The sequence below is a fragment of the Stappia sp. 28M-7 genome, from assembly GCF_014252955.1.
Classification (GTDB): Bacteria; Pseudomonadota; Alphaproteobacteria; order Rhizobiales; family Stappiaceae; genus Stappia.
This window is the reverse complement of sequence record NZ_JACMIA010000001.1, coordinates 3,466,524-3,486,803: the sequence shown is the minus strand read 5'-3', so window position 1 is coordinate 3,486,803 and position 20,280 is coordinate 3,466,524. Positions and strand designations below refer to the sequence as shown.

16 protein-coding genes, 1 other RNA gene and 1 pseudogene are annotated in these 20,280 nt (G+C 68.5%); 17 read left to right on the top strand and 1 reads right to left on the bottom strand.

Annotated features, from left to right (window positions below; translation table 11 throughout):
• The first annotated feature begins 108 nt into the window (after positions 1 to 108).
• From H7H34_RS15620 to H7H34_RS15595, 6 genes are all read left to right on the top strand, one after another.
• Positions 109 to 1,515 (top strand): class II fumarate hydratase, encoded by a 1,407-nt coding sequence (locus tag H7H34_RS15620; RefSeq protein WP_185925718.1) that lies wholly within the window; start codon positions 109 to 111, stop codon positions 1,513 to 1,515.
• 167 nt (positions 1,516 to 1,682) lie between these two features.
• A complete protein-coding gene (locus H7H34_RS15615) occupies positions 1,683 to 2,384 on the top strand; it encodes an SDR family oxidoreductase (RefSeq protein WP_185925717.1) in 702 nt (233 codons plus the stop codon).
• Positions 2,385 to 2,399: 15 nt separating this feature from the next.
• Positions 2,400 to 3,098, top strand: coding sequence for a J domain-containing protein (locus tag H7H34_RS15610; RefSeq protein WP_120267132.1), 699 nt, complete (start codon positions 2,400 to 2,402; stop codon positions 3,096 to 3,098).
• A gap of 31 nt (positions 3,099 to 3,129) precedes the next feature.
• Positions 3,130 to 3,756, top strand: coding sequence for a LysE family translocator (locus H7H34_RS15605; RefSeq protein ID WP_185925716.1), 627 nt, complete (start codon positions 3,130 to 3,132; stop codon positions 3,754 to 3,756).
• 22 nt (positions 3,757 to 3,778) lie between these two features.
• The gene (locus H7H34_RS15600; protein ID WP_185925715.1) at positions 3,779 to 4,534 is read left to right on the top strand and encodes an N-acetylmuramoyl-L-alanine amidase; all 756 of its coding nucleotides are present in this window, start codon (positions 3,779 to 3,781) and stop codon (positions 4,532 to 4,534) included.
• Between the two features lie 237 nt (positions 4,535 to 4,771).
• Positions 4,772 to 5,272: a lytic transglycosylase domain-containing protein gene (locus tag H7H34_RS15595; protein WP_120268282.1), complete on the top strand. Its 501-nt coding sequence runs from the start codon at positions 4,772 to 4,774 to the stop codon at positions 5,270 to 5,272.
• Here H7H34_RS15595 and H7H34_RS15590 read toward each other — a convergent pair.
• On the bottom strand, positions 5,247 to 5,981 hold the full coding sequence (locus tag H7H34_RS15590) for a pyridoxamine 5'-phosphate oxidase family protein (RefSeq protein WP_185925714.1): 735 nt from the start codon (positions 5,979 to 5,981) through the stop codon (positions 5,247 to 5,249). The two genes, H7H34_RS15595 and H7H34_RS15590, sit on opposite strands and share 26 nt — an antisense overlap.
• 122 nt (positions 5,982 to 6,103) lie before the next feature.
• Here H7H34_RS15590 and pdxR point away from each other — a divergent pair, with 122 nt between their 5' ends.
• The 11 genes and pseudogenes from pdxR (at position 6,104) to ftsW (ending at position 20,278) form a co-directional block, all read left to right on the top strand.
• On the top strand, positions 6,104 to 7,558 hold the full coding sequence (pdxR, locus tag H7H34_RS15585) for a MocR-like pyridoxine biosynthesis transcription factor PdxR (RefSeq protein ID WP_209006237.1): 1,455 nt from the start codon (positions 6,104 to 6,106) through the stop codon (positions 7,556 to 7,558).
• A 32-nt stretch (positions 7,559 to 7,590) separates the two neighbouring features.
• An RNA gene (gene rnpB, locus H7H34_RS15580) (RNase P RNA component class A) lies at positions 7,591 to 7,987 on the top strand.
• A 999-nt stretch (positions 7,988 to 8,986) separates the two neighbouring features.
• Positions 8,987 to 9,448 carry a division/cell wall cluster transcriptional repressor MraZ gene (gene mraZ / locus H7H34_RS15575; protein ID WP_120267137.1) on the top strand — a complete coding sequence of 154 codons (462 nt, stop codon included), beginning with the start codon at positions 8,987 to 8,989 and terminating at the stop codon, positions 9,446 to 9,448.
• A complete protein-coding gene (gene rsmH, locus H7H34_RS15570) occupies positions 9,445 to 10,464 on the top strand; it encodes a 16S rRNA (cytosine(1402)-N(4))-methyltransferase RsmH (RefSeq protein ID WP_185925712.1) in 1,020 nt (339 codons plus the stop codon). Before mraZ ends, rsmH begins: the two co-directional genes overlap by 4 nt.
• Before the next feature lie 4 nt (positions 10,465 to 10,468).
• Positions 10,469 to 10,825, top strand: a complete 357-nt coding sequence (ftsL, locus tag H7H34_RS15565) for a cell division protein FtsL (RefSeq protein WP_120267139.1) — start codon at positions 10,469 to 10,471, stop codon at positions 10,823 to 10,825.
• A 9-nt stretch (positions 10,826 to 10,834) separates the two neighbouring features.
• Complete coding sequence (locus H7H34_RS15560; RefSeq protein WP_120267140.1) at positions 10,835 to 12,547, top strand: peptidoglycan D,D-transpeptidase FtsI family protein; 1,713 nt, start codon at positions 10,835 to 10,837, stop codon at positions 12,545 to 12,547.
• Between the two features lie 82 nt (positions 12,548 to 12,629).
• Positions 12,630 to 14,102 (top strand): annotated as a pseudogene (locus H7H34_RS23485) (UDP-N-acetylmuramoyl-L-alanyl-D-glutamate--2,6-diaminopimelate ligase); the annotation flags it as partial.
• Complete coding sequence (locus H7H34_RS23630; RefSeq protein WP_185926557.1) at positions 14,085 to 16,622, top strand: UDP-N-acetylmuramoylalanyl-D-glutamyl-2,6-diaminopimelate--D-alanyl-D-alanine ligase; 2,538 nt, start codon at positions 14,085 to 14,087, stop codon at positions 16,620 to 16,622. The pseudogene H7H34_RS23485 and the gene H7H34_RS23630, both read left to right, overlap by 18 nt.
• 8 nt (positions 16,623 to 16,630) lie before the next feature.
• Positions 16,631 to 17,716, top strand: a complete 1,086-nt coding sequence (gene mraY / locus H7H34_RS15545; RefSeq protein ID WP_120267141.1) for a phospho-N-acetylmuramoyl-pentapeptide-transferase — start codon at positions 16,631 to 16,633, stop codon at positions 17,714 to 17,716.
• 4 nt (positions 17,717 to 17,720) lie between these two features.
• Positions 17,721 to 19,121 carry a UDP-N-acetylmuramoyl-L-alanine--D-glutamate ligase gene (murD, locus tag H7H34_RS15540; RefSeq protein ID WP_185925711.1) on the top strand — a complete coding sequence of 467 codons (1,401 nt, stop codon included), beginning with the start codon at positions 17,721 to 17,723 and terminating at the stop codon, positions 19,119 to 19,121.
• A complete protein-coding gene (gene ftsW, locus H7H34_RS15535; protein ID WP_067217309.1) occupies positions 19,121 to 20,278 on the top strand; it encodes a putative lipid II flippase FtsW in 1,158 nt (385 codons plus the stop codon). The genes murD and ftsW overlap by 1 nt, the downstream gene beginning before the upstream one ends.
• Positions 20,279 to 20,280: the final 2 nt, after the last annotated feature.

Genomic DNA, 20,280 nt, shown 5'->3' with positions numbered 1-20,280 from the left:
AAAGTGTCCAGGGACGGATCATGACATCGCAAGGTTTCCAGACATTGAATCATGCGCCCGGAATCCGCCCGCCGGTGGAGTGTGACGCAAGGTAAGACGGAGCAGACCATGACCGCAGACAACAGGCGTACCGAAACCGACTCGATGGGGGCGGTGGAGGTGCCGGCGGACCGCTACTGGGGCGCCCAGACCGAGCGCGCGCGCCATCACTTCGCCATCGGACGCGACCCGTTCCCGCTGGAGATCATTCACGCGCTGGCCGAGATCAAGCGGGCGGCGGCGATGGCCAATGCGCAGATCGGCGTGCTGGACCAAAAGCGTGCCGACCTGATCGTCGAGGCGGCCGAGGAAGTGGTCGGCGGCCGGCACGACGGCGAGTTCCCCTTGCATGTGTGGATGACCGGCTCGGGCACGCAGGCGAACATGAACGTCAACGAGGTGATCGCCAACCGGGCCATCGAGCTTAGCGGCGGGCGGATCGGCTCCAAGGATCCTGTCCATCCCAACGATCACGTCAACCGCTCGCAGTCCTCCAACGACGTGGTGCCGACCGCGCTGAACGTGGCGGCGGCGCTGATGATCGCCAACCGGGTGCGGCCGGCGCTGAAGGTGCTGCGCGATGCGCTGGCCGAAAAGGCGCATGCCTGGCAGGGGCTGGTGAAGATCGGCCGCACGCACATGCAGGACGCGGTGCCGATGACGCTCGGCCAGGAGTTCGCCGGCTATGTCGGCATGCTGGACGACAATGACGAGCGGCTGGCCTTCGCGCTCAAGGGGCTGATGAAGCTGGCCATCGGCGGCACGGCCGTCGGCACCGGGCTGAACGCGCCGGAGGGCTTCGACGGCAAGGTCGCGGCAGAACTGGCGCGCCGCTGCGGCCTGCCCTTCGAGGCGGCGGCGAACAAGTTCACGGTGATGGGCGCGCATGACGCGATGGTGGCGGCCTCGTCCATGCTGAAGGTGCTGGCGGTGTCGCTGCACAAGATCGCCAACGACATCCGCCTGCTGTCCTGCGGCCCGCGCGCCGGCTTTGCCGAGCTGCGGCTGCCGGAAAACGAGCCGGGCTCCTCGATCATGCCGGGCAAGGTCAACCCGACCCAGTGCGAGGCGCTGGCCATGCTCAGCGTGCAGGTGATCGGCCTCGATGTCGCCAGCGGCTTTGCCGGGGCCGGCGGGTTGCTGGAGATGAACGTCTACAAGCCGATGCTCGGTTCCAACGTGGTGGAAAGCTGCCGCATGCTCGCCGACGGGATGGAGCATTTCGCACGCTTCGCCGTTGCGGGCATGGAGGCGGACGAGGCGCGGCTCGCCGAGACGGTCAACCGCTCGCTCATGCTGGTCACCGCGCTGACGCCGGAGATCGGCTACGACAAGGCGGCGGCGATCGCCCATCACGCGCATCACGAGGGGACGACGCTGCGCGAGGCGGCGCTGGCGCTGGGTCATATCGATGCAGCCACGTTCGACCGGATCGTCGATGCAGCGTCGATGACCGGCCCGATGCCGAAGATCTGAGGCGCCGGGCCCGCTCCGCCGCCGGCTGGCGTTCCGGAGCGGGCTCGCCCGCCGCGACCGGCGGATGCGTGGCGAGGCCGGCCGTCTGTGCTAGAACGCAAACGAGAGTCGGCGTTCGTCGGGAGCGTCATGCCAAATCAGTTCGGGCGAAGCAGTTCGGGGACAGCATGAAGGATCGGGTCGTACTTCTGACCGCCGCAGGCAGCGGCATGGGCGCCGCCATCGCGCGCAAGCTGGCGGGCGAGGGCGCGCGCGTCGCCATCCTGTCGTCCAGCGGCAAGGGCGCGGCGCTGGCCGAGGAACTGGGCGGGCTCGGCCATACCGGGTCGAACCTGGAGCCGAAGGATCTTGCCGGGTTCGTGGAAGCCGCGATGGCGCGCTTCGGGCGGATCGATGCCGTCGTCAACAGCGCCGGCCACGGGCCGAAGGGCGAGGTGCTGGCGATCAGCGACGAGGACTGGCACCTGGGCATGGACTATTACCTGCTCAACGTGGTGCGGATGTGCCGGCTGGTGACGCCGCAGTTCCAGGCGCAGGGGCGCGGCGCCATCGTCAACATCTCCACCTATGCGGCGTTCGAGCCGGAGGCGGCTTTCCCGACCTCGGGCGTGTTCCGCGCAGGGCTTGCCGCCTTCACCAAGCTCTATTGCGACCGCTATGCGGGCGAGGGCATCCGCATGAACAACGTGCTGCCGGGCTTCATCGACAGCCTGCCGGAGAAGGAGGACCGCCGCGCGCGCATCCCCATGGGCCGCTATGGCACGGTGGAGGAAGTGGCGGACACGGTCGCCTTCCTGCTGTCGGACGGAGCCGGCTATATCACGGGGCAGAACCTGCGCGTCGATGGCGGCATCACGCGGTCTGTCTGAGGCGGCAACGGCGACATGAACATCTGGTCTGCGATCAGTGCGGTGGCGGCGGCAATCGGCGCGGGCGGTGCCCAGATCGTCGACCGCATCGTGCAATTCATCGTTTCGGCGGGCGAAGGGCGGGGCGACCGGGCGGTCGCCTTCACCGTCGCCATGATCGCGCTGTCGGCCAAGATGGCCAAGGCCGACGGCGTGGTGACGGGCGACGAGGAGATCGCCTTTCTCGACGTGTTCGACATTCCCGCCGGAGAGGAGCGGAACGTCGCCCGGCTGTTCAACCTGGCCAAGCAGGACGTGGCCGGCTTCGAGACCTATGCGCAGCGGCTGGCGGCGCTGTTTCCGGACGACCCGGAAATCCGGGTGGACATTCTCGATGCCCTGTTCCACATCGCCAAGGCGGACGGCATCGTCCACGAATACGAGCTGGCCTACCTGGAGCGCATTGCCGAGATCTTCGGGCTGGACGAGCGGGCCTTCAACCAGATCCTCGCCCGCCATGTGCGCAGCGAGGAGGACCCGTACCGGGTGCTGGGGATTGCCGGCAGCGTGCCGGACGAGGAGATCAAGCGACACTACCGCAAGCTGGTGGCGGAAACCCATCCCGACCGGCTGATCGCACGCGGCGTGCCGGAAGAGTTCGTGCGCATCGCCAACGACCGGTTGGCGGCGCTGAACGTCGCCTATGCCAAGATCGCGGCGGAGCGGGGGCTGTGACCGGCGACGACACCATGAGGGAGACAGGGCGATGATCGATGCGACGACGCTTGCGGCCTATGTGGCGATCGTCCTGGGGTTCGTCTTCATTCCGGGGCCGGCGACGCTGTTGACGGTGGCGCGGGCGACGACGTCGGGGACACGGGTCGGCATCTCGACCGGAGCCGGCATCGCCGCCGGCGACCTGGTGCACACCGTGATGGCGGTGGTCGGTCTTTCGGCGATCATCGCAACGTCCGCCGTGTTGTTCTCGATCATCAAGTATCTGGGCGCGGCTTACCTGATCTATCTCGGCATCCGCGCCCTGTTCGAGCGGCCTTCCACCGACCTGTCCGCCGGGACGCGGGCCATCGGCGCGGCGGCGGCGTTCCGCCAGGCGGTGCTGGCCGAAGTGCTGAACCCGAAGACGGCCCTGTTCTTCCTGGCGTTCCTGCCGCAATTCGTGAAACCGGAGAACGGGTCGGCGGCGCTGCAGCTTCTCGTGCTGGGGATCCTGTTCGTGCTGATCGGGCTGTTCAGCACCGTTGTGTTCGCGCTGGCCGCGGGCCGGCTCGGAAATTTCCTCCGACGCAACCCCGTCGTCCTGAAGTGGCAGGGCAAGGTGGTCGGGGGCATCTACTGCGCGCTCGGGGTCAGGCTCGCCTTGCAGGACCGCTGAGAGCATCACGGAAAGACATGCAATGGGCGTGAAGACGGATACCGGACTGCCGGCGCGGCTGAGGCCTTCGCCGAACCACAACGATCGGGCTGGTCCGGTCAGCCTGCTGCTGCTGCACTATACCGGCATGACCAGCGGCGAAGAGGCCCTGCAGCGGCTGTGCGACCCGCGCGCCGAGGTCTCGGCCCATTACGTGGTCGATGAGGACGGGTCGATCCTGCAGCTGGTGCCGGAAAGCCGGCGGGCCTGGCATGCGGGGCGCTCCTACTGGAAGGGCGAGCGGGACATCAACTCGCGCTCCATCGGCATCGAGATCGTCAATCCGGGCCACGAGAACGGCTACCGGCCTTTCCCGGACGCGCAGGTGCAGTCCGTGATCGAACTGGCCCGGGATATCTGCGCCCGGCACGGGATCGCGCCCCACGACGTGCTGGGGCATTCGGACGTGGCGCCGGAGCGCAAGGAGGATCCGGGCGAGCTGTTTCCCTGGGACAGGCTGGCGGCGGCAGGCGTCGGCCTGCATGTCGCGCCGGAGCCGGTATCGGGCGGGCGCTTCTTCCAGCTGGGCGACGGCGGCCAGCCCGTCGAGGCGCTGCAGTCGATGCTGGCGCTCTACGGGTTCGAGATGCCGATCACCGGGGTCTTCGACGAGCGCACGCGGGCGGCGGTCGCCGCCTTCCAGCGCCACCACCGCCGCGAGCGGGTCGACGGCATCGCCGACATGTCGACCATCGCGACGCTGCACCGACTTTTGCAAAAAGTTCCACAGCTCGGCTGACGCTGCGTCCCGAGCCGATTGCTGCATCGCAACATCTGCAAATCACCGCCATCTCCCGGCCATGTTTGCCGGGATGATGGCCTTGCTTTCGTCAATGACGAGGATTTCTGCACGTTTTAGCCATATTTTATCGGCGTTTTTGTAACATTTCGTGATCTTCGGTGCCGGATTTCCGTCTTACCGCACCGCCATACAGCCGGCCTCTCAACAACGACAAACAGTTTGAAGGTCGGGCACATGATCAACTTCAAGGCGCCGCGTCTCATCGGTGCGCTCCTCTTGGCTCTTTCCGCAGGGGCATGCCAGACGGCTGCGGTCTCCACCACGACGGTCGATCCGAAGATCCTCGAGGCCGGGGCACGCGCCGAGAAATACGACGCCATGATCACCGCGGAAGCACGCAAGCACGGCGTGCCGGTGGAACTGGCCCACGCGGTTGTGCGGGTGGAAAGCAACTACAATCCGCGGGCTCGCGGACGGGCCGGCGAAATCGGCCTGATGCAGATCAAGCCGCAGACGGCGCGGGGCGTCGGCTTCCGCGGCAGCGCCAAGGCGCTCTACGACCCCAAGACCAACATCACCTACGGCATGAAGTACCTGGCAGGCGCCCACAAGCGCGCCGGCGGCGACGTGTGCGGCACGATCCTGCGCTACAATGCCGGTCACTTCGCCAAGCGCATGAACCCGGTGAGCCGGCGCTATTGCGGCAAGGTCAAGCAGCTCCTCGCTCGCGGCTGAGGCCCGGCGAGGCAGCGCTTTCCAGGTCGCGCAGCGAGCGCGGACGCGGCACGTCCGCGGCAAGACGCTCGTCCGGCGTGACGGCGGTGACCGTCTCGGCCAGCTCGACGACGCCGGCCCATACGGGGAGGGCATAGTCGTCCGCATCGTCGACCGGAGGCCCTTCGCGCCGCTTCATGGTGATGTGCTCGACCTCGATGGCGAGCACCCCGGTGGCGGCGAGCTCCTTGTCGGTCATCGGCCGCACCTCGTCCCAGCGGCCCGGCAACAGCCGGTCGGTGAGGGCGACAAGCGCGGCCTTGCGCTCCCAGTCGTTGATGACATGTCGGGCCGTGCCATGCACCACCACCGAGCGGTAGTTCATCGAGTGGTGAAAGGCGGAGCGGGCGACGACGATGCCGTCCAGCAGCGTCACGGTGAGACACACCGGCGCGCGGTCCCGCATCCCCTTGACGATGCGCGTCGCCTTGGCGCCGTGGATGTAGAGCGTGCGCTTGATGCGGGCGTGCAGCATCGGGATGACCATCGGCCGACCCTCGTCGACGAAGCCGACATGGGCGATGCGGGCGAGATCCAGCACCTCGAAGGCGGCGGCCGGGTCCGCGACCTCGCGCTTGCCCACCCGAACCCTCGCATGGCGGGGCAGGGAGGCGCGGCGGCTGCGCCGGGTGGCCGGCGTGGCGGCCTGGTCGATCTCGGGGTCGCTCATCGATTGCGGTTCCTCGCTTTGCGGCGCCTGTGCTGTGCGGCGCCTTTGCGCTTCGGCGTGGAATGTGCCATCAAACTGGTTCCAGTGAAGGTCCGCTTTCGGATTTTTTGAAGGATCCAGTCATGCTCGACGGCCTCCTGTCCATCGATCGCTCCGCTGCCTTGCCGCTGCCCGAGCAGGTCTATCGCGGTGTGCGCGAGGCCATCGGCGACGGGCGTCTGGCCGAGGGCGCGCGCCTGCCGTCCAGCCGGGCATTGGCGGCAGCGCTCGGCATCTCCCGCAACTCGGTCAACGCGGCCTACGAGCTTCTGGTGGCGGAGGGGATCGTCACCGTGCGCGGCGGGTCGGCGCCGAAGGTCGCGCGTGTCGGCCTGTGGGGCGAGGGCGAGGCGCCGGCGATCTCCGCAAGGGCGGTCGCCCTGTCGGCGCGCGGACGGGCGATGAGCAACAATCCCTGGTCCGCGACCCAGCGCCGGCGCGGGGGAAAGCTGGAGCCCGGCACGCCGAGCATCGACCGGTTTCCGGCCGACGAATGGGCGCGGACGCTGCGCCGCGCGGCCCGCCGCCTGCGCGGCGACGTGCTGAGCTATGGCGAGACGCAGGGGCTTGGCGAACTGCGCGGGGAACTTACCGCCTATCTGGCCGCCGAGCGCGGCGTCAGGGCAACGCCGGAGCGCATCATCGTCACCCCGTCGACCCAGGCGAGCCTCAACCTGCTGGCGAGCGCTCTGGCGGATCCCGGCGAGGCCGCATGGCTGGAGGATCCCGGCTATCTCGGCGCACGCGCCGCCTTCACCGCAGCCGGGCTCGACATCGTGTCGATGCCCGTCGACGCGGACGGTGCGGACCCGCGCCTCGTCACCGACCGGCGACCGCCGCGGCTGATCTACGTCACCCCCTCGCACCAGTATCCCTATGGCACACGCATGTCGCTGGCGCGCCGCGCGATGGTGCTGGATGCGGCGCGTGCCTGCGGCGGGGTGGTACTGGAGGACGACTACGACAGCGAATTCCTGTTTTCCGGGCGGCCTCTCGCGGCGATGCAGGGGCTCGGCGCGGAGGGAGAGGTGATCTATCTCGGCACCTTCTCCAAGAGCATGCTGCCGGGCCTCAGGGTGGCCTACATGGTGGTGCCGGAACATCTGGCCGGCCCGCTGGCGGTGGCGCAGCGTGTCTCGGGCATGCTCGCCAACGTGATGACGCAGGCCGCGCTTGCCGACTTCATTGCCTCGGGCCGCTACCGGGCCCATCTGCGGCGGGTGCAGGAGACCTGCGAGGCGCGGGGGCGGGAGCTGGCCGCCGCCCTGCGGCAGAGGTTAGGTACGGCGGCGGATGTGCCGGACCCGGTCGGCGGCGTGCAGCTTGCCCTGCGCTTTGCCGGGGCGGTCGACGACCTCGCGATCGCTGCGAGGGTCAACGCCCTCGGCTTCGGCGTTGCGGCCCTCTCGCCCTATGGCATCGCCTGCAACCCGTCCGGCCTCGTCATCGGCTTTGCCGGCGCGCAGGGCGGGGAGGCGCAGGCATGCGCCGAGGCGGTGGCGGGCGCTCTGGCAGGGGCCGAGAAGCGTCGCGCTTGACCGAAGGGCCCGCGGCGCATACCAGTCGCGCGTCAGCCGGCTGGACGGCCGCTCCTGCAAGTGCGGAAACGCCGCAGGGGAGGAAAGTCCGGGCTCCACGGAAAAACGGTGCCGGGTAACGCCCGGCGGGGGCGACCCCAGGGAAAGTGCCACAGAAAGCAAACCGCCGCGGCTGCGGCCGCGGTAAGGGTGAAAGGGTGGGGTAAGAGCCCACCGCGCGACCGGCAACGGAAGCGGCACGGTAAACCCCACCGGGAGCAAAACCGAATAGGGGCGGCGCGGATTCCGCAAGGAATCCGGTCCTTTCCAGACCAGCCGCCCGGGTTGGTTGCGCGAGGCGCCCGGCAACGGGCGTCCCAGATGAATGGCCGTCACGTGCGGCAGCAATGTCGCGCCATACAAAACCCGGCTTACAGGCCGGCTGACACCTTTTCCCTCCCTGTTTCGATGATCTGCCCGGCGCCAGCCGGGGCGCGAGGGCGTCCTCGGCAGGTGTTTTTTTGCCCCTGCCTTTGCGGGCGTCTTCCCGGGTCGCGCTACGCTGCGTGCGTGATGACGAGGAGAGAGGTTGGCGGACTTCCGCAACCGCTCTGGCAACCAATAGGCCCCGGCTCTCCGGCTTCGCCTGCGGCCGGGGTGACGGCAGAGGGGATGCTGGGGCGTGCCTTCTCTCGGAGGTCATCCCGGCCAAGCGTAGCGCAGAGCCGGGATCCATTGGCGCCCTCGGCAGGCATGAAACGGGCGCGCATCGCCACCTACACGGCTGTCACGCCTGCGCAGGCAGGCGTCCAGTATCCGCCGGAGCGGATGGGTGCGCGAGAGCGGCAGCCTCTGGCCATCCGGCGGCGGCGCAACGGCTTCAGTCGCGACCTTCCGTGGTTACTGGTTCCCGGTCTTCGGCTGCGCCGAAACCGGGACGACAGCCGAAGAGTGGGCTTCGCGTCGGAGTGGCTTTCCGCCGTTCCTCGCGCCCCTGCCTCTTCGGGTGTCTTCCCGCTCGAGCAGAAGCTGCGAGCCGGGACCGACGCGTGCGGTGCACGCGCGCGCGCCTGTGGGCAAGTCGCTGGAACCATTGCGCTTCACCCTCGAAGCCGCCGCGCAAGACCGCGAATCCACTGCGTTGCAGGATGCAAGCGACCGGCAACCGAAAATTAAGCTTAACGGTGGATAACTGATCTCCGGTGTTTCGCCGCACCGGCCGGGAGGGGGCAGAAACCATTGGATTCCGTTGACGCCCAGAAGGTCCCATGCTATCCCAGATCATCCCGTTTCGACAGGCTGCAACGGGGCTCAAGCGGCTCACAATTCGACATTGCGGGCCGACATGCGGTCGGGCCGCCGGCGTTGCGCTACGCACCGGCGTTTCCAGGGATCGGGAGTTAGGCGGTGGCCGGGTGCGACGCATCCGGCGATGGGGCGAGAGAATCGATGTCCGGCTTCGTGTCGCACTACACAAATCGACTCGACGCCAAGGGGCGGGTTTCCGTTCCGGCTTCTTTCCGCCAGGCCCTGACGCGCGACGGCTTCGAAGGCCTCTACTGCTTTCCTTCCCTGCACCAGATGGCGGTGGATGCGGGCGGTCACCAGCTCGTGGCGGAGATCGCCAAGCGGCTGGAGGGGCTCGACACCCTGACCGCCGACCACGACGCCCTGTCCACTGCGCTCTACGGCGCCAGCGAAACCCTGAAGATCGATGGAGACGGCCGGGTGATGCTTTCCGACATGATCCGCGAGCATGCGGGAGTGACGGACCAGGTCACCTTTGTCGGCCAGGGTTACAAGTTCCAGATCTGGGAGCCCGAGCGCTTCCGCGCCCACCGCGCGGACGCGATGAAGCGCGCCATGTCCGTGCTGTCCTCTCCCCGCACGAGCGCAGGGGGCGGCCAATGACGGTGCAGCGCAAGGACGAGGCCGCGCCTCGCCATGTTCCGGTTCTCCTGAAAGAGGTGATGGAGGCGCTCGGCGACGTGTCGGGCGCCACTGTCGTCGATGGCACGTTCGGTGCCGGCGGCTATACCTCGGCGCTGCTCGATGCGGGCGCGCAGGTGATCGCCATCGACCGGGATCCCAATGCGATTGCCGGCGGCCAGGCGCTGGTTGCCGCAAGCGGCGGCCGCTTGATGCTGGTCGAGGGCCGGTTTTCCGCGCTCGATGCCCACGCGGCGGCCTCCGGCCATCCGCAGGTCGATGCGGTGGTGCTGGATCTCGGTGTTTCCTCCATGCAGCTCGACGAAGCCGAGCGTGGCTTTTCCTTCCGTTTCGACGGGCCGCTGGACATGCGCATGGAAGTGCGCGGGTTGTCGGCGGCGGATGTCGTCAACACCATGCCGCAGCGCGAGCTGACCCGGCTGATCGGCATTCTCGGCGAGGAGCGGCGCGCGTCCGCCGTCTCGCGAGCGATCGCCGAGCGGCGCAAGGAGCGCCCCTTCGAGCGCACCTCCGACCTTGCCGCCGTGATCGAGAAGGTGGTCGGGCGCTCGTTCAAGGGCAAGCAGATCCATCCGGCGACGCGTACCTTCCAGGCGCTGCGCATCTATGTGAACCGCGAGCTCGACGAGGTGGTCGATGCGCTGGCCGCGGCCGAGCGCGCGCTGAAGCCGGGCGGCCGGCTCGTCGTCGTCACCTTCCACAGCCTGGAAGACCGGATCGTCAAGAAATTCGTCGCCGAGCGCAGCCGTACCCGCGCCGGCGGTTCCCGTCACATGCCGGATATCGAGGTGCCGCCGGCGACCTTCGAGCCCCTCCATCGCGGCGCGGTGGATCCGGGCGAGGACGAAGTCGCGGCCAACCCGCGTGCGCGCTCCGCCAAGCTGCGCGCCGCCCGCCGTCTCGATGCCCCGGCACGCGAAGTCGACCCCCGCGAACTCGGTGCCCCGTCGGTCGCCGCGCCGGCCGGGGAGGAGTGAACCCATGAGCCGCTACACCAACGTCATCCTCGCCATCGGCGTCCTGGCTGCCGCCGCCGCCGTCTACGACATGAAGCACGACGCCGAACGCTCGGCCGAGCATGTCGCCGCGCTGCAGAGGCAGATCGAGGACGAGCGGGCGCAGCTGCAGATGCTGCGCGCCGAGTGGAGCCTGCTCAACGACCCGAGCCGCCTGCAGCGGCTGGTCGACCGCTACAACGAACATCTTCAGCTGCAGCCGCTCTCGGTGGAGCAGATCACCCGGATCGAGGATGTGCCGGTCAAGCCGGTGCAGCTCGAGCCGATCGACAGCAACCTGACGCTCGGCGGCTTTGCCGGCGCGTCGCCGACGGTCCGATAGGGGGCAACAATGGCGGTCACGGATCAGCCCGTTTCCTTCCTGCAGCGCCGCACGGTTGGCGAGCGGCACGTGCCGCGCGGTCCCTCGACCCGCGCCGTGCGGGCCCGGGTGCACATGGCCATGGCGGTCTTCGCGCTGGTCTACATGGCCATCGGCGGCCGGCTGATCATGCTGGGCATGAGCGAGGAGGCGAAGTCGGCCTCCTACATTTCGGCGCAGGACAGCGTCGCCGCCTCGCGCCCGGACCTTTTGGACCGCAACGGCCAGATCCTGGCGACCGACATCAAGACCGCCTCGCTGTTCGCCGAGCCGCGCAAGATCATCGACGTCGACGAGGCGCTGGAGGGCATCGCCAGCGTGCTGCCGGAACTGGGCACCGATGCGGTGCGCCGCCGGCTGGCCAGCAATGCCGGCTTCATCTGGCTGAAGCGCGAGCTGACCCCGCGCCAGCGCCAGCAGATCCACGATCTCGGCATTCCCGGCATCGGCTTCCTGGAAGAAAACAGCCGCTTCTATCCGGGCGGCCCGACCGCCGGCCATATCGTCGGTTCGGTCAATGTCGACAACCAGGGCATTTCCGGCATGGAGCTGGCGGTCGACCGGGCCTGGCTCGGCGACCTGCGCGAGCTCGGCTTTGCCAGCGACCGCACGATGGAACCGGTGCAGCTTTCGGTGGACCTGCGCGTCCAGCATGTGGTGCGCGACGAACTGGTCAAGGCGCTGGAGCGCTACCGGGCAATCGCCGGCATCGGCGTCGTTCTCGACGTGGAGACCGGCGAGGTGGTCGCCATGTCCTCGCTGCCCGACTTCGATCCCAACGACCGGGCCCAGGCGCTGGAAAAGGACCGCATGAACCGCGCGTCCGGCGGCGTCTACGAGATGGGCTCGGTGTTCAAGGGCTTCACCGTCGCCATGGCGCTGGACAGCGGCAAGGTGACGATGAACGACAGTTTCGACGCGACGCGGCCGTTGCGGGTCGGCGGGCGCACGATCAGCGACTTCCACGGCAAGGGCCGCATTCTGTCGGTCGCCGAGACCTTCATCTATTCGTCCAATATCGGCACGGCCAAGATGATGCTGTCGGTCGGCGTCGACGAGCAGAAGGCCTTCATGGAGCGGCTCGGCCTGACGACGCGGCTGAAGACGGACCTGCCGGAAGTGGCAACGCCGCTGCTGCCGCCCAAGTGGAACGAGCTGGCGGCGATCACGATCTCCTTCGGCCACGGCATCTCGGTGACGCCGCTGCAGACGGCGGTGGCGACGGCGGCCCTGATGAACGGCGGCCGCCTGATCCCCCCGACCTTCGTGCCGCGCTCGCGCGAGGAAGCGGCGAAGCTGGCAACGCAGGTCGTGTCGCCGCAGACCAGCGAGATGATGCGCTACCTGTTCCGCCTCAACGTCCTGTCGGGCTCCGGCCGGCGCGCGGAAGTGCCGGGCTACATGGTCGGCGGCAAGACCGGAACGGCGGAAAAGATCGAGAACGGCCGCTACGTATCCAACAAGCGCCGCAATTCTTTCCTTTCTGCCTTCCCGATGGACAAGCCGCGCTACGTGGTCCTGGTCGTGCTCGACGAGCCGAAGTCCGAGCGCGAGGGCATCGGCGCGACCGCAGGCCTGAACACGGCGCCGGTCACCTCGGCTATCATCCGCAGGGTTGCCCCGATGCTCGGAGTGTTGCCGCAGTTCGGAGACAAGACGGAGACGGTATCGATTTCCTACTGACCGGATCGCCAAGGGGGCGGGGTCGCACCAAAGCTCCCCTTACGGTCCTGACGACGACGCACAACGGATATTGGCGCAGGATATGCTGCTGAAGGACCTCACCGGCGAACAGGTGCTCGCCGCGCCCGAGTTCGAAACCGAAATCGCCGGATTGTCCGCAGACAGCCGAACGGTTTCCAGGGGATTTGTGTTCGCCGCGCTGAAAGGCGCGAAGGCGGACGGCACCCGTTTCATCGCGGCCGCACGCGATGCCGGCGCCGGCGCCCTGCTGGTGGGCAGCGACACGCCGCTGGCGGCGCTCGGCTCCGATGAGGGCGGCTGCCCCGTCATCGTCAGCGACGACCCGCGCCGCACGCTGGCGCTGATGGCCGCCCGCTTCTACGAGCGCCAGCCCGAGACGCTGGTGGCGGTGACCGGCACCAGCGGCAAGACCTCCGTCGCCGTCTTCGTCCGCCAGATCTTCGCCCATGCCGGCTTCGAGGCCGCGAGCCTCGGCACCATCGGCACGGTGACCAGCCGCGGCGCCCAGTATGGCAGCCTGACCACGCCGGACCCGGTGTCGCTGCATCAGACGCTGGCGCGGCTGGCCGACGACGGCATCACCCATGCCGCGCTCGAGGCCTCCAGCCACGGGCTCGACCAGCGCCGGCTCGACGGGCTGCGCCTGACGGCCGCGGCCTTCACCAATCTGGGCCGCGATCATCTCGACTACCATGCCGACGTCGAGGACTACCTTGCGGCCAAGCTGCGGCTGTTCGATACGCTGCTGGAGGGCGACCAGCCGGTGGTGCTGGAGCCGTCCGCGCCCTATGCCGGACGCGTTCTGGCTCTGGCGCGCGAGCTCGGCCGCAGCGTCTTCACCGTCGGCGAGGGCGGCGACGACCTGAAGCTTCTCGACATCAGCCACGACGGTTTCACGCAGGTTCTGTCGATCGAGACCATCGAGGGCTTCTTCGAGGTGCGCCTGCCGCTGGCCGGCCGCTTCCAGGTGTCCAATGCGCTGGTCGCCGCCGGTCTTGCGATCTGCAGCGGCGTTCCCACCAGCGTGGCGCTGGCCGCGCTGGAGGAGCTGCAGGGCGCTCCGGGCCGGCTGGAACTGGTCGGCGAGACCGACGACGGGGCGCTGGTCTTCGTCGACTATGCACACAAGCCGGATGCGCTGGACACGGCGTTGGCGGCGCTGCGCCCCTTCACCAAGGGCCGCTTGATCACGGTGTTCGGAGCCGGCGGCGACCGCGATCCGGGCAAGCGCCCGCTGATGGGGCAGGCCGCGGCCCGGCAGGCCGACATCGTCATCGTCACGGACGACAATCCGCGCAGCGAGGATCCGGCGAAGATCCGCGCCGAGGTGATGGACGGCGCCCCGGATGCGCTGGAGATCGGCGATCGGCGCGACGCCATCGAGGCCGCCATCGGCATGCTGCAGCCGGGCGACGTGCTGTGCATCGCCGGCAAGGGCCATGAGCCGGGCCAGATCGTCGGCGATCAGGTGCTGCCCTTCTCCGATCACGAGGTCGCACGCGAGGCGATTGCGGCGATGGCCGAAAGCGCGCTGTTCGATGCCGCCGAGGACGGGGGCATCGACCTCGGGCTCGACCTCGACGACGCGCTGGAACAGGCGCTCGCCGGCAGCCTCGATCCGGCGCAGGACGCCGAAGACGAGACGCTGCCCGAGACGGACGAGGAGGACGGTCTTCCGCTGGAGCTGTCCGAGGACGACCTGCTGGACGAGTTGTTCGACGAAGAAGACCGCGGCGCCGACCAGGCGGAGGAGCCCGAACTGCACGACGAGGCGGACGAGCTGCATGTGGAGCTTGGCGCCGAAGAAGACGTTGCGGAGGAGGGTGCCGCCGAAGGGGACGTTGCCGAAGAGGAGGGCGACGAACCGGACGCCGGCGACGAGGAGGCTGCAGAGGAAGAGCTGGCCGAAGACCTCGCCGAAGAGGATCTGGCCGACGAGGATCTGGCCGACGAGCTTCTCTCGGAAGACGATCAGCCCGAGGACGAACTGCTTGAGGGCGAGCTGCCTGAAGACGACCTGGCGGCCGATGAGCCGCAGGCGGACCTTGTCGCTGCGGACGAGGATGATCTGCTGGCCGATGACGAGGCGGGCAGGGGAACGTTTCCGGGAATCGTCCTCACCGAGGAGGATCTTCTGGGTCAAACGGATCCGGTGGACGACCCTGAGACGGCCGAGGACGAGGCCGACGAGAGCGAGCTTGAAGAGAGCTTGGCCGAGGACCTTGTCGGCGATGATGATTCCGACGAGGAGAACGAGCCCGCCGAGACGGTCCTGGAGGGTGACGACGATATTTTCGGCGGTCCCGACGCGCTGACGGAAGAGGCCGAAGCTCTCGAGACGCAGAGCGATGAGGATGCGCTGGCGGACGAGCCGCCGGCGGAGAATGAGTGGCTTGCCGTCGCTGACGAAGAGGACGAGGCGGACACGGACGCTGAAGCCGAAATCGTCGATGCGCAGGAAGAAGCTGTCGAACCCGTCTCCGAGCGTCAGGAAACGGCAGAGCCTGCGCCCGTTGCAGCGGGCGTGCACCCGGCCTTCGTCGTGCCGGCGGTGCCCTCCTTTACCGCCCCGGCAGCGCCTGCGGTGAAGCCGGCGCCGGTCGCCGGAGAGCCGATCGAGGCCGAGCCCGACCGGCCGCTGTGGTATCTGGACGAGATGGTCGAGGCGACGGGCGGCGAACTGCGCGGCGCGGACATTCCCCACATCACCGGCGTTTCCATCGACAGCCGCAGCATTGCCGCCGGCGAGGCCTTCGTGGCGATCGCGGGCGAGCGGTTCGACGGGCATGATTTTGCGGCCAAGGCCTGCGAGGCGGGAGCCGCGCTTGCCATCGTCGCGCGCGAACGCGTCGGCTCGCTGCCGCCGAAGGGGCGCTATCTGGTCGTCGAGGACCCGCTGGAGGCGCTGCGCGATCTGGGCCGCGCGTCGCGGGCCCGCAGCCGGGCCCGCATCGTTGCGGTGACCGGCTCGGTCGGCAAGACCAGCACCAAGGACATGCTGAAGCTGGCGCTGTCGCCGTCCGGGCGCACCCATGCGCCGGTCGCCTCCTTCAACAATCACTGGGGCGTGCCGCTTACGCTGGCGCGGATGCCGGCGGACACCGAATACGGCGTCTTCGAAATCGGCATGAACCATGCCGGCGAGATCACCCCGCTGGTGCAGATGGTGCGCCCGCACGTGGTGGCGATCACCACGGTCGAGGCCGTGCATCTGGAGTTCTTCGGCTCGGTGGAGCGCATCGCCCAGGCGAAGGCGGAAATCTTCATGGGGCTGGAGCCGGGCGGTCTGGCGCTGCTCAACCGCGACAACAACCAGTTCGACTTGCTGACCTATCTGGCGAAGGCCGCTGGCGTGCGCCGCATCGCCACGTTCGGGCGGCAGGGGCAGGCGGACGTGCAGGCCGAGCGGGTGTCCGCGCAGACGGGCTGCAGCTCGATCTCCGGCCATGTCTTCGACCAGCAGATCACCTACAAGGTCGGCGCGCCGGGCGTGCACCTGGTCGCCAACAGCCTTGCCGTGCTGGGCGCGGTGGCGGAACTGGGCGGCGACCTGGCCCGTGCCGGCATGGCGCTGGCCGCCTTCCGCGCGCCGAAGGGACGCGGCGAACAGGCGGTGCTGCAGCTACCGAACGGCCGCGCTACGCTGATCGACGAGAGCTACAACGCCAACCCGGCCTCGATGCGTGCCGCGCTCAACCTCCTGCGGGAAACCCCGATCGAGCGCAACGGCCGCCGCATCGCGGTGATCGGCGACATGCTGGAGCTGGGCGAGGCCGAGTTGCAGCTGCATGCGGCCCTCAACCGGCCTGTTGCCGAATCCGGTGCGGATCTCGTCTACTGCGCAGGACCGCGCATGCACGCGCTGTGGGAGCTGCTGCCGAAACACCAGCGCGGCGCCTATTCCGAGGAAGCGGCCGGTCTGAAGCCGCTGCTCATCGAGGATATCCGTCCGGGCGACGTCATCATGGTCAAGGGCTCGCTCGGCACCCGGATGGGGCCGCTGGTCGAGGCCCTCAAACGCGATTTCCCCGTCGAAGACGACGGGGCCGAATAGGAACGCCGATGCTTTACTTCCTCGTCGAGTTTGCCGACCAGTTCTCGGCACTGAACGTGTTCCGCTACATCACGTTCCGGACCGGCGGCGCCATCATGACCGCGCTGCTGTTCATCTTCCTGTTCGGCCCGATGATCATCTCCTCGCTGCGCCTGCGGCAGGGCCACGGCCAGCCGATCCGCGCGGACGGCCCGCAGAGCCACCTGCTGACGAAGAAGGGCACGCCGACGATGGGCGGCCTGATGATCCTGTCGGGCATGATCGTCGCCACGCTGCTCTGGGCGAACCTTGCCAATCCCTACACCTGGATCGTGCTCGGCGTGACGGTGGGCTTCGGCGCCATCGGCTTCTACGACGACTATCTCAAGGTCACCAAGGCCTCGCACAAGGGATTCAGCGGCCGCAGCCGGCTGGGCCTGGAATTCCTCATCGCCGGTCTTGCCGCCTGGTGCGTGACGCTGCTCGAGGGGGGCGTGCACGGCACCTCGATCGGCTTTCCGTTCTTCAAGGACCTGGCGTTCAACCTCGGCATCTTCTTCATTCCCTTCGCCGCCTTCGTGGTGGTGGGTGCGGGCAATGCGGTCAACCTGACCGACGGCCTCGACGGCCTCGCCATCGTGCCGGTGATGATCGCCTCGGCCTCCTTCGGCCTGATCGCCTATCTGTCGGGCAACGCGGTCTTTGCCGACTACCTGCAGATCCACCACGTGCCGGGTACCGGCGAGCTGGCCGTGCTGTGCGGCGCGGTGATCGGCGCGGGCCTCGGCTTCCTGTGGTTCAACGCCCCGCCGGCGGCGATCTTCATGGGTGATACCGGCTCGCTGGCGCTCGGAGGCATGATCGGCTCCATCGCGGTCGCGACCAAGCACGAGATCGTGCTGGCGATCATCGGCGGCCTGTTCGTGCTGGAGGCGATCTCGGTGATCGTGCAGGTCGCCTCGTTCAAGCTCACCGGCAAGCGCGTCTTCAAGATGGCGCCGATCCACCATCACTTCGAGCATCTGGGCTGGACCGAAAGCCAGGTGGTGATCCGCTTCTGGATCATCGCCGTGGTTCTCGCCCTGGTCGGTCTCGCGACGCTGAAGCTGAGGTGAGGTCATGATCGCGGTCAGCGGATTCACGGGCAAACGCGTTGCGGTCTTCGGTCTGGGCGGATCGGGGCTGGCGACGGCGCGCGCGCTTGCCAGCGGCGGCGCCGTGGCCGTGTGCTTCGACGACGGCGAGGCAGGGCGCAAGGCGGCGCGCAAGGCGGGGCTTCAGGTGGCGGACCTGCGCCAGGAGGACTGGTCGCAGTTCGCCGCGCTGGTGCTGGCGCCGGGCGTACCCCTGACCCATCCGCAGCCGCACTGGAGCGTCGAGCTCGCCCGTGAGCACGGCGTCGAGGTGATCGGCGATGTCGAGCTGTTCCTGCGCGAGCGCCGGCGGATCGCCCCGGACGCACCGCTGGTCGCGATCACCGGCACCAACGGCAAGTCGACGACGACCGCGCTGATCTCCCATGTCCTGAAATCCGCCGGCCGCGATGCCCAGATGGGCGGCAATATCGGCGTGCCGATCCTGGAGCTGGCCGAACCGGCACTCTCGCGCATCCACGTGATCGAGTGCTCGTCCTACCAGATCGACCTTGCGCCCTCGATCGACCCGTCGGTCGGAATCCTGCTCAACATCACGCCGGACCATCTCGACCGGCACGGCACGCTGGAGCATTACGCCGCCGTCAAGGAACGGCTGATCGCCGGCAGCCGCCTTGCGGTGGTCGGCGTCGACGATGCGATCAGCGCGGCAGTCGCCGACAGGGCGGAGCGCGCCGGCACGTCCGTGCGGCGGATCAGCGCCCGGCATCCGGTTGCCGACGGCATCCACGCGGAAGGCAGCGTGCTTTGGCTCGACGAGGGCGGCGCGCAGAGCGTGTTCGCCGACCTTGCGCCGATCCTGTCGCTGCGCGGCTCGCACAATGCGCAGAACGCCTGCGCAGCGGTGGCTGCGTGCCTCGCCCTCGGGCTGTCCGCCGATGAGATCCGCGCGGGCCTCGCCAGCTTTCCCGGCCTTGCCCATCGCATGGAGATGGTCGGCCGCGCGGGGCGGGTACTCTTCGTCAACGACAGCAAGGCGACCAATGCCGATGCGGCCGAGCGGGCGCTGGCGAGCTATTCGCGCATCTACTGGATCGCCGGCGGCCGCGCAAAGGCAGGCGGCATCGAGAGCCTGCGTCCGTGGTTCGACCGGATCGCCAAGGCCTATCTGATCGGCGAGGCGGCGGACGACTTCGCGGCGACGCTGACCGGTCATGTCGAGACGCAGATGTCCGGCACGCTGGAGGCTGCCGTCGCCGCGGCGGCGCGCGATGCGGCGCAGGACCGGGCGGACGAGCCGGTGGTGCTGCTGTCGCCGGCCTGCGCCTCTTTCGACCAGTTTCCCAATTTCGAGGCCCGGGGACGGGCATTTGCCGAGGCCGTGCGCGGGATCGTCCCGCAGCAGGGCGGACAGGAGGTCGCGTAATGGTCAGTCGTGCCGATCGTAGCCCCTTCGCAGAGTGGCTGTGGACCGTCGACCGCTTTCTGGTGGCCGGCTTCATCGTGCTGATGATCGGCGGCATCGTGCTGTCCTTCGCGGCAAGCCCGGCGGTGGCCGAGCGGCTCAACATCGACAGCTACCACTTCATCAAGCGGCAGGCCTTCTTCCTGGTGCCGGCTCTGGGCCTGATGCTGGCGATCTCGGCGCTGAGCCCGCGCTATGTGCGCCGGGCGGCGCTGGCGCTGTTCATCGTCTCCATGGTGATGATGGTCGCGACGCTGTTCGTGGGCATGGAGGCCAAGGGCGCGCGGCGCTGGATCAACATGGCCGGCTTCTCTATCCAGCCGTCCGAATTCCTCAAGCCGGCGCTGATCGTGCTCGCCTCCTTCCTGATGGCGGAAGGCGGGCGGCGGCCGGAAGTGCCGGGCACGCTGCTGTCGACGCTGCTCTTCGTGATGTCGGCTGCGCTCCTGGTGGCGCAGCCGGACTTCGGCCAGACCATGCTGATCGCGCTGGTGTTCGCAGCGCTGATCTTCCTAAACGGCCTGTCGTGGCTCGCCATCGTGCCGCTCGGCGTGCTGGGCTTCGGCGGCCTCGTCTCCGCCTACATGATGCTGCCGCACGTGCAGAGCCGCGTCGACCGCTTCCTCGATCCGGGCGCGGGCGACACCTACAACATCGACCGCGCCATCGAGGCCTTCGTGTCGGGCTCCTGGTTCGGCCGGGGACCGGGCGAGGGCACGATCAAGCGGATCCTGCCGGAAAGCCATACGGACTTCATCTTCGCGGTGGCGGCGGAGGAATTCGGCATCATCGTCTGCCTGCTGCTGCTGCTGGTCTTCGCCTTCGTGGTGCTGCGGGGCCTGCGCCATGCCGCGCAGGACAGCGACCCGTTCGGGCGTCTGGCGACGGCCGGCCTGATCGTGCTGTTCGGCATCCAGGCGGCGATCAACATGGCGGTGAACCTCAACCTGATGCCGGCCAAGGGCATGACGCTGCCGTTCATCTCCTATGGCGGCTCGTCGCTGCTGGCGATGGCGATCTCCATGGGCTTCGTGCTGGCGCTGACCCGCCGGCGGCCGCAGGCCTCGCGCTCCGACAGCGTGGTGGTCTCGCGCCTGTCGCCCGCGCATCTGTCGTGAGC

Coding starts and splice junctions, on each gene's coding strand:
- H7H34_RS15620 (WP_185925718.1), top strand. CDS start 109: ATGACCGCAGACAACAGGCGTACCGAAACCGACTCGATGGGGGCGGTG.
- H7H34_RS15615 (WP_185925717.1), top strand. CDS start 1,683: ATGAAGGATCGGGTCGTACTTCTGACCGCCGCAGGCAGCGGCATGGGC.
- H7H34_RS15610 (WP_120267132.1), top strand. CDS start 2,400: ATGAACATCTGGTCTGCGATCAGTGCGGTGGCGGCGGCAATCGGCGCG.
- H7H34_RS15605 (WP_185925716.1), top strand. CDS start 3,130: ATGATCGATGCGACGACGCTTGCGGCCTATGTGGCGATCGTCCTGGGG.
- H7H34_RS15600 (WP_185925715.1), top strand. CDS start 3,779: ATGGGCGTGAAGACGGATACCGGACTGCCGGCGCGGCTGAGGCCTTCG.
- H7H34_RS15595 (WP_120268282.1), top strand. CDS start 4,772: ATGATCAACTTCAAGGCGCCGCGTCTCATCGGTGCGCTCCTCTTGGCT.
- H7H34_RS15590 (WP_185925714.1), bottom strand. CDS start 5,981: ATGAGCGACCCCGAGATCGACCAGGCCGCCACGCCGGCCACCCGGCGC.
- pdxR (WP_209006237.1), top strand. CDS start 6,104: ATGCTCGACGGCCTCCTGTCCATCGATCGCTCCGCTGCCTTGCCGCTG.
- mraZ (WP_120267137.1), top strand. CDS start 8,987: ATGTCCGGCTTCGTGTCGCACTACACAAATCGACTCGACGCCAAGGGG.
- rsmH (WP_185925712.1), top strand. CDS start 9,445: ATGACGGTGCAGCGCAAGGACGAGGCCGCGCCTCGCCATGTTCCGGTT.
- ftsL (WP_120267139.1), top strand. CDS start 10,469: ATGAGCCGCTACACCAACGTCATCCTCGCCATCGGCGTCCTGGCTGCC.
- H7H34_RS15560 (WP_120267140.1), top strand. CDS start 10,835: ATGGCGGTCACGGATCAGCCCGTTTCCTTCCTGCAGCGCCGCACGGTT.
- H7H34_RS23630 (WP_185926557.1), top strand. CDS start 14,085: ATGGCCGAAAGCGCGCTGTTCGATGCCGCCGAGGACGGGGGCATCGAC.
- mraY (WP_120267141.1), top strand. CDS start 16,631: ATGCTTTACTTCCTCGTCGAGTTTGCCGACCAGTTCTCGGCACTGAAC.
- murD (WP_185925711.1), top strand. CDS start 17,721: ATGATCGCGGTCAGCGGATTCACGGGCAAACGCGTTGCGGTCTTCGGT.
- ftsW (WP_067217309.1), top strand. CDS start 19,121: ATGGTCAGTCGTGCCGATCGTAGCCCCTTCGCAGAGTGGCTGTGGACC.